This is a genomic window from Phytobacter sp. MRY16-398 (assembly GCF_003925915.1).
Classification (GTDB): Bacteria; Pseudomonadota; Gammaproteobacteria; order Enterobacterales; family Enterobacteriaceae; genus Phytobacter; species Phytobacter diazotrophicus.
The window spans coordinates 1,791,157-1,804,244 of sequence record NZ_AP018756.1 but is presented as its reverse complement, the minus strand read 5'-3'; the positions used below and the strand labels follow the sequence as shown (position 1 = coordinate 1,804,244).

Sequence of the window (13,088 nt, the reverse complement as noted above, 5' to 3'; positions counted from 1 at the left end):
CAGAGCGAAGCTAGCGGATTACAACAGGTCGCGGAACAGCGTTTTCTTAAGCGCCAGCTCCACGCCGCGCACTTCCGCCATCCCTTTCAGACGACCAATCGCCGAATAGCCTGGGTTGGTTTTCTTACGCAGGTCATCGAGCATCTGATGACCGTGATCCGGACGGAACGGAATCGGGCGCAGGTCGCCGGCTTTCTTGCGGCGTTGCTCTTCACTCAGGATCGCCGCCACAACCGAAACCATATCCACATCGCCCTGCAGGTGCGCAGCTTCATGGAACGTTTTAGGGTTATCTTCACGGCAGGTAGAACGCAGGTGCGTGAAGTGAATACGGTCGCCGAACGTCTCAATCATGTTCACCAGATCGTTATCGGCGCGTACACCATAGGAACCCGTGCACATGGTGAAACCGTTATTGATGCTGTCGACCGCGTTTTTCAGCCAGTGCATGTCCTCAATGGTCGAGACAATACGCGGCAGGCCAAGGATGGGACGCGGCGGATCGTCCGGGTGCACCGCCAGACGCACGCCGACTTCTTCAGCCACGGCAACAATCGCGCGCAGGAAATAAGCCATATTTTCGCGCAACTGATCTTTGTTGATGCCATCGTATTCCGCCAGACGGGCACGGAACTGATCCAGCGTGTACCCCTCTTCCGCACCCGGCAGACCAGCAATAATATTGCGCGTCAGTTTTTCAATTTCCGCTGCGCTCATCGCTTCAAAATAGGCCTGCGCCTGCTGCTGTTCTTCTTCGGTGTAATCAGCCTGCGCACCGTCGCGTTTGAGGATATAAAGTTCAAACGCAGCAAAAGCAATCTGATCAAAACGCAGCGCTTTAGAGCCGTCCGGCAGTTCGTATTCCAGATCGGTACGCGTCCAGTCGAGGATCGGCATAAAGTTGTAGCACACGGTATCGATGCCACAGGCTGCCAGGTTGCGGATGCTTTGCTGATAGTTAGCAATCCAGGTGTCATACTGTCCACTGTGCGTTTTGATATCTTCATGCACAGGAATACTTTCCACCACCGACCAGGTCAGCCCTTTTTCAGCCAGCAATGCCTGACGCTGTTTGATTTCTTCTACCGGCCAGACCTGACCGTTGGGAATATGGTGCAGTGCCGTCACAACACCTGTTGCGCCAGCCTGACGCACATCATCTAATGAAACCGGATCGTTCGGTCCGTACCAACGCCAGGTTTGTTCCATCGCCTCATCCTCAAAGTTGTTATACCAATACCGCAAAGCCTATGACGACTACCATACATGTTTAACGGAGAGGGTCAAACGCCGCCGCAAGAATGATTGATCCAGCTCACATTACCCGGATATTTCAGGCACACCAATTCAATTTGCTGTCATATAACTTTACACTGCATATTGTTAATTAATGGTTAAACAGGTGTATTTCAATGCAAACAATTGCCTCCGTAACGCTGCCAGAAACGGTGCAGTTACCTCAATATGATCGCCGTTCATTGCGTTCGCGCATTGTTCACTTCGGTTTTGGCGCCTTTCACCGCGCGCATCAGGCACTATTGACTGACCGTGTGCTGAACGCGCTGGGGGGCGACTGGGGCATATGCGAGATTAGCCTGTTCAGCGGCGACCAGCTTATGGCGCAGTTGCGCGCGCAGGATCATCTGTACACCGTGCTGGAGAAAGGGGCTGAAGGGAATAAAGCCTACGTTGTTGGCGCGGTTAACGAATGTCTGAATGCCAAACTGGACTCACTGGCGGCCATCATTGAAAAATTTTGCGAACCGCAGGTAGCCATTGTTTCCCTGACCATCACCGAGAAAGGCTATTGCATCGACCCGGCAACCGGCAAACTGGACCTCACTCAACCGCGCATTGCCCATGATCTGCAGGAGCCTGGCGAACCGCATTCCGCACCAGGCATTCTGGTTGAAGCGCTCGCCCGTCGACGTGAGCGCGGCCTGCCCGCCTTTACGGTGCTGTCTTGCGACAATATTCCGGATAATGGTCACATCGTGAAAAACGCGGTACTGGGTATGGCGCAAACCCGTTCCTCCGAGCTGGCGCAGTGGATTGATACGCATGTCAGTTTCCCCTCAACCATGGTGGACCGTATCGTGCCGGCCGCTACTGACGAATCCCTGGCGGAAATTGCCGCTGAATTGGGGGTTGCCGATCCCTGTGCCATCAGTTGCGAGCCTTATATTCAGTGGGTCATTGAAGACAACTTTGTTGCCGGTCGTCCGCAATGGGAAGTGGCAGGGGTGCAACTGGTACAAGACGTTCGCCCGTGGGAACAGATGAAGCTGCGTATGCTGAACGGTAGCCATTCGTTCCTCGCGTACCTGGGGTATCTGGCCGGGTTTGCCCATATCAGCGATTGTATGCAGGATGAGGTTTTTCGCCGTGCCGCACATCAGTTGATGCTAGGTGAACAGGCCCCTACGCTTGCTATTACCGGCGTGGACCTCAACGCATATGCAGACAATCTGATTGCCCGTTTTTCTAACCCGGCGCTTAAACATCGCACCTGGCAGATAGCGATGGACGGTAGCCAGAAACTGCCGCAGCGTATGCTGGATAGCGTTCGCGTGCATTTACAGCGTGAAAGCCACTGGCCGTTGCTGGCACTCGGCGTGGCAGGCTGGATGCGCTATGTCAGCGGAACGGATGACGCAGGCGAGGCCATTGATGTGCGCGATCCTCTGGTCGATAAGTTACGGGCTATCGTCGAGACCAGCAGTGAAAGGGAGCGCGTTGGGGCGTTGCTGGCGCTCAGTGAAATCTTCGGTACAGATTTACCCACCGACCCGCGTTTTGTGAATGCCATCGACAGTGCATGGCAACAGTTGCGCACGCAAGGGGCGCACCAGGCGGTGCGTAACGCCCTGCAGATTTAACATTTTCTGCCATTAAAAGGGGCGGAAAGTGCTTTCTCCGCTCCTGCCCTTCTCTTTTTTGCCAATTTTCGCCAGGATTGTCGCACTTATTATTGTGCGTAATGCTGGAGTAAACGTGACGAAAACAAATCTGATTACTGGCTTTCTTGGCAGCGGGAAGACGACGTCCATTCTCCATATGCTGGCAAATAAAGACCCCAAAGAAAAATGGGCCGTTCTGGTCAATGAATTTGGCGAAGTGGGCATCGATGGCGCATTACTGGCGGACAGCGGGGCCTTATTAAAAGAGATCCCCGGCGGATGCATGTGCTGCGTGAACGGCCTGCCAATGCAGGTTGGCCTTAATACGCTATTACGTCAGGGTAAACCCGATCGTTTACTGATTGAGCCTACCGGCCTGGGCCATCCAAAACAGATTCTCGATATGCTCACTGCCCCGGTCTATGAACCCTGGATCGATTTGCGCGCGACCTTGTGCCTTATCGACCCACGTCAGTTGCTGGACGAAAAAGTGACGGGTAATGAAAACTTCCGCGACCAGCTTGCGGCGGCTGACATCATTGTCGCTAATAAAGAAGACCGCGCCAGCGTCGAGAGCCAACAGGCACTGGAAGTATGGTGGCAGCAACATGGCGGCGACCGTCTGCGTATCAACGCCACACAGGGAAATATTCCCGTGTCGCTGCTGGATAACCCACGCCGCAATCTGCGCGCACTTCCCACCAGTGCCGAACATCATCACCACACCGGCGAAAGAAAAGGACTGGCGGCGCTAAGCTTGCCTGAACATCAACGCTGGCGACGCAGCCTGAATAGTGGCCAGGGTCATCATGCGTGCGGTTGGATTTTTGACGCAGATACGCAGTTTGACACCATTGGTTTACTTGAGTGGGCGCGCCTTGCGCCAGTCGAACGCGTCAAGGGTGTAATGCGTATTCCCGAAGGGCTGGTGCGTATTAATCGCCAGGGGCTGGATCTGCATATTGAGACGCAAAATGTCGCGCCGCCGGACAGCCGTATTGAATTAATTACCGCCTCCGAAGCGGACTGGAATGCCTTGCAGGCCAGTTTGTTGAAGCTTCGTTTAAGTTAAGGACACTACTGTTTTGCCCGTATTGTTCAAAAATGGATAAAGATGAAGACTCGTTTACCGCTTATTTTTTTGCTTAATGTCGCTGGTTTTGCGCTGTTCCTGTCCTGGTATTTACCGGTTAATCATGGATTCTGGTTTCCGCTGGACGCGGCAATTTTCCACTTCTTCAATAACGGCCTCGTTGAGAACCGTGCCTTCCTGTGGCTGGTCGCGCTGACCAACAACCGCGCCTTTGACGCCTGCTCGCTCATTGCCATGGGTTGCCTGATGCTGTCGTTCTGGTTGCGTGAAGACAGCGCCGGACGTCGCCGGATCGTCATTATTGGCCTGACTATGTTGCTGTTTGCGGTGGCTATTAATCAGCTCGCGCAATTGCTTATTCCCGTTAAACGCGAAAGCCCGACACTCTTTTTTAGCGGCATTCATCGGGTCAGTGAATTACTGGATTTCCCGACCAAGGATGCCTCCAAAGACAGTTTCCCGGGCGATCATGGCATGATGTTGCTTATTTTTTCTTCTATCATGCTGCGTTATTTCGGTAAAAAAGCGTTCGCCATTGCCCTGATTATTTTTGTGGTTTTCGCATTCCCACGCGTGATGATTGGCGCCCACTGGTTTACCGATATTGCTGTTGGCTCTCTTTCTGTGGTGCTGATTGGCCTGCCGTGGTGTCTGATGACACCACTTAGCGACAAAATAATTAGCCTGTTTAATCGTTACCTACCGGGAAAATAAACAATTTTTATACAATTTAATAACATGGATGTACGCTAATCATCAGGGATCGTTTTCGATCCCTGATGCAAATTTGTCAAAACTTCGCCTTTTCTGTCATCCCCCTGTCATAACAATCACTATTCAAATTAGCGATTTGCATGATTCTTAACCTAAATTGCCGCTTTTTTAGCCATTCCTGATAATTAACTTTCTGTATCATAATTTCTTATAAAAAATCGCAGAAAAGCGCTCGCAATGCCCGTAGTGATAGGGTAATCTCGGGTCTGCTTTGAGCTAATGAGCAATTATTCTCATAACAAATAAATTTGTGCGTTCATCCACAGATTTGACCACGGGTAATTGTCTCATTGCATACAGCTAATTACTCTCGCTGCGTTGGCATTTTTTATAACGATATTTATCGTTAAGGACTTCAAGGGAAAATAATTAACATGGTCAAATCTCAGCCGATTTTGAGATATATCTTGCGGGCGATTCCCGCGGTAGCAGTGGCGGTTCTGTTATCAGCTTGTTCAACAAATACCGCGAAAAACATGCATTCTGAGACGCATGCTGTGGGCGAAGATATCTCTTCACTGCAAGCCTCTCAGGATGAATTTGAAAATATGGTGCGTAATCTGGATGTGAAAAATCGCATCCTCGATCAATATGCTGACTGGAAAGGTGTACGTTACCGCTTAGGCGGCGACACCAAGAAAGGTATTGATTGTTCCGGCTTCGTCCAGCGCACTTTCCGTGAGCAGTTTGGTTTAGAATTACCGCGTTCAACCTACGAACAGCAGGAAATGGGTAAGTCGGTATCACGCACCAGTTTGCGTACCGGTGACCTGGTGTTGTTCAGAGCAGGGTCAACGGGTCGCCATGTAGGCATCTACATTGGCAATAACCAGTTTGTCCATGCTTCGACAAGTAGTGGTGTGGTGATTTCCAGTATGGATGAACCTTACTGGAAGAAGCGCTACAACGAAGCGCGCCGCATATTGTCCCGCAGCTAACGCATGTTTTCGCCGGTTATCCCTTGGCTGGCGCGAAACGATAAAAGAACACTGCTTCGGCGGTGTTTTTTTATACCTTTTTTCTTGCCTGTTTATATGTCTCATTAACACTTTCCAGGCTATATTCCAGGAAATCAAATAGAGCAATCGCCTGGCTTTTTTTCGCTCAAACTCGCAGATATGGATATAAGTGATGTTGACCCGCAACTTTTCCGCCAGCCGGAAAATTCTTCTGTTTAGCCTTCTGGTCGGTCTCTTCGCGGCTATTGCCGTTAGCGGGATTCATTTTTTAGTTGTTCAGAAGAAACATGAACAAAAGATGAATGCCGTACTCGCGGGCATGCAGCACTGGCTCACAGACTATTTTAGCGATATCAAAACCACCGCTGAGACGCTCCAGCCGCTAACGCTCAATGAGTGCGCTGATGTCGCCAGTGAGCTGACCTCGCGCGCCGCTTTTAGCACCAATGTTCGCGCATTTTTATTAGTCAAAAACGATAACGCATTTTGTTCTTCCGCTACGGGCGTGATGCACGTACCGATGAAGGATCTCCTGCCGGAAATTGATCTGCACAAAGACTTTGATATGGTCATTTTGCACGGCACGCCAATGTTGCCGGACAAACCGGCGATTGCAATGTGGTTCCGCAGCCCCTTGCTTGATGACCGTGGCGTTTTTGTATCTCTCAATGTCAACCTCACCCCTTTCCTGCTTTATACCTCACAGCAACAAGAACTGACCGGTATTGCACTCGGGATCGGCCACAACGCGATCTCCACTTTTTCGACGGGTCTTGTTGATCTACGTACCCTGAAAGCCACACCGTTTCGCACAGCGCATCTTGCTGGCTTTCCGCTGACCATTAATCTTTATACCAAAACCTGGGAACCCGAAGACGTACAGCTTGCCCTGCTGTTTGGCGGCATGGTGGGCACGCTTGCGGGTTTACTGACGGCCTGGTATCTCTATATCCGAATGCGTCCAGGCAAAGAGATCCTTACCGCCATTAAACAGAATCAGTTTTATGTGGTGTACCAGCCAGTGGTTGATGCCAGTGAATTACGGGTGCGCGGTGTCGAGGTGCTGATGCGCTGGAAGCACCCCACTGCCGGCGAGATCCCACCAGATGCGTTTATCCAGTATGCCGAGGCGCAACAGCTAATCGTGCCGCTGACGCTGCACCTGTTTAAGCTTATTGCCCACGATGCGCCAGTCTTGCAAACACTGCTGCCACAGGGGGCCAAACTGGGTATTAATATCTCGCCCGGCCATTTGCATGTCGAAAGTTTTGCCAGGGATATTCGCCAGTTTACCCATTCCCTTCCGGCCGACTATTTCCGCCTGGTGCTGGAAATCACCGAGCGGGATATGTTGCGCCAGAATGAGGCGGTGAAATTATTCCAGTGGCTGCGTGATGAAGGCTATGAAATTGCCATTGATGATTTCGGCACCGGTCACAGCGCACTTATCTATCTTGAACGTTTCACCGTTGATTATCTTAAAATTGATCGTGGCTTTGTGAATGCCATTGGTACTGAAACCGTCACGTCACCGGTGCTTGATGCAGTGCTGACGCTGGCGAAACGTCTGAATATGGCCACCGTGGCAGAAGGTGTCGAAACACCAGAGCAGGCTCGCTGGCTGCGGGAACATGGCGTTAATTTTATGCAGGGTTACTATTTCAGCCGCCCAATGACACTTGAGCAATTCACAATGTGGCATCCCCCGCAGTTTTCATCACGACTTTAGGCCGTTAACTATTTCACAACGGGCGCCCCCTCCCTTATTATTCAATGAGAAAACGTTGGTGCGCCCGGAGCGCCACAGGTAAAGGATCCCGCCCGATGAAGTTTGTGCGCCTGTTTATTTTGAGTTTGCTGCTGGTAGGCACCGTTAGCCATGCACAAACCATTAAAGAGAATTACGCGTTTGCCGTTATCGGCGAGCCCAAATATGCCATCAATTTCTCACATTTTGACTATGTGAATCCCGCTGCGCCTAAAGGCGGCAATATTACGCTTTCCTATATCGGTACGTTCGATAGCTTCAACCGCTTTGCACTGCGCGGTAACGCCGCCGTGCGCACCGAGTCGCTCTATGACAGCCTGTTTACCACCTCTGATGATGAACCGGGCAGCTACTATCCGCTGATTGCTGAGGTGGCCCGCTACGCCGATGATTATTCATGGGTCGAGGTCTCGATCAATCCGCGCGCCACCTTCCACGACGGCTCACCTATTCGGGCCAGCGATGTGGCATTCACCTTCCATAAATTCATGACCGAAGGGGTGCCGCAGTTCCGCCTGATCTATAAAGGCACCACGGTAAAAGCGATCTCCCCGTTAACCGTGCGTATCGAACTGGGTGAACCGGGCAAAGAGAACATGCTTAGCCTCTTCTCACTGCCGGTTATGCCTGAGAAATTCTGGAAAGATCATAAACTCAGCGACCCGCTATCGTCCCCTCCCCTCGGGAGCGGCCCTTATCGCATCACCGGTTGGCGGATGGGACAGTACGTGACCTACTCGCGCGTGAAGGACTACTGGGGCGCGACGCTGCCGGTCAATCGCGGGCGCTGGAATTTCGACAGTATTCGCTATGACTATTATCTGGACGACAATGTCGCCTTTGAGGCCTTTAAAGCTGGCGCGTTCGATATGCGCACCGAGGGCAGTGCAAAAAATTGGGCGACGCGCTATATTGGCAGCAATTTTGACCGTGGCTATATCATTAAAGATGAGCAGCCAAACACCTCCGCGCAGGATACCCGTTGGCTGGCATTCAATATCCAGCGACCAGTGTTTACCGACCGTCGGGTACGTGAAGCTGTCTCGCTGGCCTTTGATTTTGAGTGGATGAACAAGGCGCTGTTTTATAACGCCTACAGCCGCACCAACAGCTATTTCCAGAACACGGAATATGCCGCACGCAATTATCCGGATGCCGCGGAGCTGACGCTACTGGCGCCGATGAAAGCCGACCTGCCGCCGGAGGTTTTCACCTCTATTTATACTCCACCCGTCTCCAAAGGCGACGGCTATGACCGGGAGAACCTGCTGAAAGCGAGTGAGCTACTCAAGCAGGCAGGCTGGGAAATGAAAGACCAGAAGCTGGTGAACTCCCAGACCGGCAAACCGTTCGTTTTCGAGATGCTGCTGCCTTCTGGCGGGAACAACCAGTGGGTGTTGCCGTTTCAGCACAACCTGGCGCGGCTGGGTATTACGATGGAAGTCCGCCAGGTCGATAACTCGCAGATAACCAATCGTCTGCGCACCCGCGATTACGACATGATGCCGCGCGTGTGGCGGGCAATGCCGTGGCCCAGTTCCGATCTGCAAATCTCCTGGAGTTCGCAATACATCGATTCAACCTATAACTCCCCCGGCGTGAAAAGCCCGGTACTGGATAAACTGATCGCGCAAATTATCCAGGCGCAGGGAGATAAGCAAAAACTGCTGCCGCTGGGGCGGGCGCTCGACCGGGTGCTGACGTGGAATTACTACATGTTGCCTATGTGGTATATGGCAGCCGATCAGGTGGCCTACTGGGACAAGTTCTCGATGCCAGGCATTCGCCCCGTCTATTCACTCGGTTTCGACACCTGGTGGTATGACGTGAACAAAGCGGCAAAACTGCCCGCAGACAGACGCTAAGGAGACAGGATGGGCGCCTATTTTATTCGACGCTTATTGCTGATCATTCCCACCTTGTGGGCGATTATCACTATTAACTTTTTCATCGTACAGATTGCCCCGGGAGGGCCGGTCGATCAGGCCATTGCGGCGATTGAGTTCGGTAACCAGAGTGGTTTACCGGGAACGACGGTCGAAGGCGGCGGTGCCACACACGCCCGAACCGGTGTCGGCAGCGCTACCAGCAACGATAGCCACTATCGCGGCGGGCGTGGGCTTGATCCGGAAGTGATTGCTGAAATCACCAAACGCTACGGCTTCGACAAACCGATTCATGAGCGTTATTTCAAAATGCTCTGGGACTATGTCCGTTTCGACTTCGGCAATAGCCTGTTTCGCAGCGCCTCAGTGCTACAACTGATCAAAGAGAGCCTGCCGGTTTCCGTCACGCTTGGGCTATGGGGGACGCTGATTATCTATCTTGTGTCGATTCCCCTGGGGATCCGCAAAGCGGTCTATAACGGCAGCCGGTTCGACGTCTGGAGCAGCGCTTTTATTATTATCGGCTACGCGATCCCCGCATTTCTGTTCGCTATTTTGCTGATCGTCTTTTTTGCGGGCGGCAGCTACTACGATATCTTCCCGCTGCGTGGGCTGGTTTCGTCGAACTTCGATACCCTGCCCTGGTACGCTAAGGTAACCGACTACCTGTGGCACATCACCCTGCCCGTGCTGGCAACCGTCATTGGCGGCTTTGCGGCCCTGACCATGCTGACGAAAAACTCCTTTATGGATGAGATCAGAAAGCAGTATGTGGTGACCGCGCGCGCAAAAGGCGTCAGCGAAGGCAATATTATGCGCAAGCATGTGTTTCGTAATGCGATGTTACTGGTGATCGCAGGCTTTCCTGCCACCTTTATCAGCATGTTTTTTACCGGCTCACTGCTCATTGAAGTGATCTTCTCGCTTAATGGGCTGGGGCTGCTGGGCTACGAGGCCACCGTCTCGCGCGATTATCCGGTGATGTTTGGCACGCTTTATATTTTCACGCTTATCGGCCTGTTGCTGAATATTCTCAGCGACATGACTTATACGCTGGTCGACCCGCGCATCGATTTCGAGGGACGCTGATGTTTAAATTAAGCTACGTCAACCAGACTCGCTGGGCGCGTTTTCGCCATAATCGCCGCGGTTTTTGGTCGCTGTGGATTTTTCTGCTGATTTTTTTATTCAGCCTGTTTGCCGAACTGATCGCCAACGATAAACCGCTGCTGGTGCGTTACCAGGGTCACTGGTACGCGCCGGTGATTTTCAACTATAGCGAGAGCGAATTTGGCGGTCCGTTTGCCACGCCTGCGGATTATCAGGATCCCTGGCTGCAGCAGCAAATCGCTCAGCATGGCTGGATGATTCATGCCCCCATCCGCTTTGGCGCGCGCAGTATCAACTACTCCACCACTCAGCCTTTCCCCTCGCCGCCCTCAAAGCAGAACTGGTTAGGTACCGATGCCAACGGCGGGGATGTGCTGGCGCGTATTCTCTACGGGACGCGTATCTCATTGCTGTTTGGCTTAATGTTGACGCTCTGCTCCTGCGTTATCGGCGTGATCGCAGGCGCACTACAGGGCTATTACGGCGGGAAAATCGATCTGTGGGGCCAGCGCTTTATTGAGGTCTGGTCAGGCATGCCAACGCTGTTCCTGATTATTCTGCTCTCCAGCGTCGTACAGCCTGGATTCTGGTGGTTGCTGGCCATTACGGTACTGTTCGGCTGGATGAGTCTGGTGGGCGTGGTGCGCGCTGAGTTTCTGCGCACGCGAAATTTCGACTACATCCGTGCGGCGCAGGCGCTGGGGGTGAACGACCGCAGCATTATGCTGCGCCATATGCTGCCCAATGCGATGGTCGCCACGCTGACCTTCCTGCCGTTTATTTTATGCAGCTCGATTTCCACCCTGACCTCGCTGGATTTCCTCGGCTTCGGTTTGCCACTGGGTTCACCGTCGCTTGGCGAATTATTACTGCAAGGGAAGAATAATCTGCAGGCGCCCTGGCTGGGTATCGCGGCGTTTTTGTCTGTGGCGGTCTTACTGTCGCTGTTAATTTTTATTGGTGAAGCGGTGCGCGACGCCTTCGATCCCAACAAGGCGGTATAAGATGATCCCTCCCCTGTTACGCATTGATTCCCTGTCTATCGCTTTTCGTCAGCAGGAGACACAACGCACGGTGGTGGATTCGCTTTCGCTGCAAATTGAGGCGGGCGAAACACTGGCGCTGGTCGGCGAATCCGGCTCGGGTAAAAGCGTGAGCGCATTGTCGATCCTTCGCCTGCTCCCCACGCCACCCGCTGTCTATCCGCAGGGCGATATCCTCTTTCATGGCGAAAGCCTGCTGCATGCCAGCGAGAAAACCTTGCGCCAGGTGCGCGGCAATAAAATTGCGATGATTTTTCAGGAACCGATGGTGTCGCTCAATCCACTGCATAGCGTGGAAAAGCAGCTCTACGAGGTCTTATCGCTCCACCGGGGGATGCGCCGGGAGGCCGCCCGCGCCGAGATCCTGACCTGTCTTGACCGGGTGGGTATCCGCAATGCCCGCCAGCGCCTGGGGGATTTCCCCCACCAGCTTTCTGGCGGCGAACGCCAGCGCGTGATGATTGCCATGGCGCTGCTCACTCGTCCGGAATTATTGATTGCGGACGAACCCACCACCGCGCTGGATGTGACGGTGCAGGCGCAAATCCTGACGCTGCTGCGCGAACTGCGTCAGGAGCTGAACATGGGGCTTCTGTTTATCACGCACAACCTGAGTATTGTGCGCAAACTGGCAGATAACGTTGCCGTGATGCAAAACGGTCTGTGCGTCGAGCAGAACAGCGCCAGCGCCCTGTTTGCCGCGCCAACGCACCCTTATACCCAGCGCCTGTTGAACAGCGAGCCCGCAGGAGATCCGGTTCCTCTGGCCCCGGAGACACCGCCACTGCTGCGCGTCGAAAATCTCGGCGTCAGTTTTCCGATCCGCAAAGGTATCTTTAAACGCGTGGTGGGCGAAAACCGGGTGGTCAATAACATCAGCTTCACCCTGCGCGCAGGGGAAACGCTGGGGCTGGTTGGGGAGTCTGGCTCCGGGAAGAGTACCACCGGGCTGGCTCTGCTGCGCCTGATTGCTTCGCAGGGCACCATTACCTTTGGCGATAGCCCCCTTCACGCATGGAATCGCAAACAGATGCTACCGGTGCGCCACCGCATCCAGGTGGTATTTCAGGATCCGAACTCTTCGCTGAATCCACGACTGAACGTGCAGCAGATTATCGAAGAGGGATTACTGGTGCATCAGCCGACGTTGACGCGCGAAGCGCGGGAGGCAGAGGTCATCAGAGTCATGAACGAGGTTGGTCTGGATCCGGAAACCCGCCGACGTTTCCCGGGTGAGTTTTCTGGCGGTCAGCGCCAGCGTATTGCCATTGCCCGGGCACTGATACTGAAACCGGAGCTGATCATACTGGATGAACCCACCTCCTCTCTTGATCGCACAGTACAGGCGCAGATCCTCGCCTTACTGAAATCGCTCCAGCAGACGCACCATCTGGCTTATATTTTTATCAGTCATGATTTGCAGGTGGTACGCGCGTTATGCCATCAGGTGATTGTGCTGAAACAGGGAGAGGTGGTTGAGCAGGGAGAGTGTCACCGCGTGTTTAGCGCGCCGCAGCAGGACTACACGCGTCAGCTTTTATCATTAAGCTGACGC

Annotated in this window: 10 protein-coding genes; 9 read left to right on the top strand and 1 reads right to left on the bottom strand. The window is 53.2% G+C overall.

Annotated features, from left to right (window positions below; all coding sequences use genetic code 11):
• Nucleotides 1–18: 18 nt before the first annotated feature.
• Nucleotides 19–1,209 (bottom strand): mannonate dehydratase, encoded by a 1,191-nt coding sequence (gene uxuA, locus MRY16398_RS08610; protein WP_039079952.1) that lies wholly within the window; start codon nt 1,207–1,209, stop codon nt 19–21.
• Nucleotides 1,210–1,412: 203 nt separating this feature from the next.
• Between uxuA and MRY16398_RS08605 the strand changes: the two genes are divergently transcribed.
• From MRY16398_RS08605 to yejF, 9 genes are all read left to right on the top strand, one after another.
• The gene (locus tag MRY16398_RS08605; RefSeq protein ID WP_125124173.1) at nt 1,413–2,879 is read left to right on the top strand and encodes a mannitol dehydrogenase family protein; all 1,467 of its coding nucleotides are present in this window, start codon (nt 1,413–1,415) and stop codon (nt 2,877–2,879) included.
• Between the two features lie 115 nt (nt 2,880–2,994).
• On the top strand, nt 2,995–3,972 hold the full coding sequence (locus MRY16398_RS08600) for a CobW family GTP-binding protein (protein WP_107223799.1): 978 nt from the start codon (nt 2,995–2,997) through the stop codon (nt 3,970–3,972).
• Nucleotides 3,973–4,014: 42 nt separating this feature from the next.
• A complete protein-coding gene (locus tag MRY16398_RS08595) occupies nt 4,015–4,707 on the top strand; it encodes a phosphatase PAP2 family protein (RefSeq protein WP_039079950.1) in 693 nt (230 codons plus the stop codon).
• Nucleotides 4,708–5,141: 434 nt separating this feature from the next.
• Nucleotides 5,142–5,705: a bifunctional murein DD-endopeptidase/murein LD-carboxypeptidase gene (gene mepS / locus MRY16398_RS08590; RefSeq protein WP_039079949.1), complete on the top strand. Its 564-nt coding sequence runs from the start codon at nt 5,142–5,144 to the stop codon at nt 5,703–5,705.
• A gap of 193 nt (nt 5,706–5,898) precedes the next feature.
• Entirely contained in the window at nt 5,899–7,455 is a 1,557-nt protein-coding gene (locus MRY16398_RS08585) for a cyclic di-GMP phosphodiesterase (RefSeq protein WP_125124172.1), read from the top strand.
• 95 nt (nt 7,456–7,550) lie between these two features.
• Entirely contained in the window at nt 7,551–9,359 is a 1,809-nt protein-coding gene (locus tag MRY16398_RS08580; protein WP_125124171.1) for an extracellular solute-binding protein, read from the top strand.
• 9 nt (nt 9,360–9,368) lie between these two features.
• On the top strand, nt 9,369–10,469 hold the full coding sequence (locus MRY16398_RS08575; protein ID WP_039079946.1) for a microcin C ABC transporter permease YejB: 1,101 nt from the start codon (nt 9,369–9,371) through the stop codon (nt 10,467–10,469).
• Nucleotides 10,469–11,494, top strand: coding sequence for a microcin C ABC transporter permease (locus MRY16398_RS08570; protein ID WP_125124170.1), 1,026 nt, complete (start codon nt 10,469–10,471; stop codon nt 11,492–11,494). The genes MRY16398_RS08575 and MRY16398_RS08570 overlap by 1 nt, the downstream gene beginning before the upstream one ends.
• A gap of 1 nt (nt 11,495) precedes the next feature.
• Nucleotides 11,496–13,085, top strand: a complete 1,590-nt coding sequence (yejF, locus tag MRY16398_RS08565) for a microcin C ABC transporter ATP-binding protein YejF (RefSeq protein ID WP_107223790.1) — start codon at nt 11,496–11,498, stop codon at nt 13,083–13,085.
• The last annotated feature ends 3 nt before the right edge of the window (nt 13,086–13,088 follow it).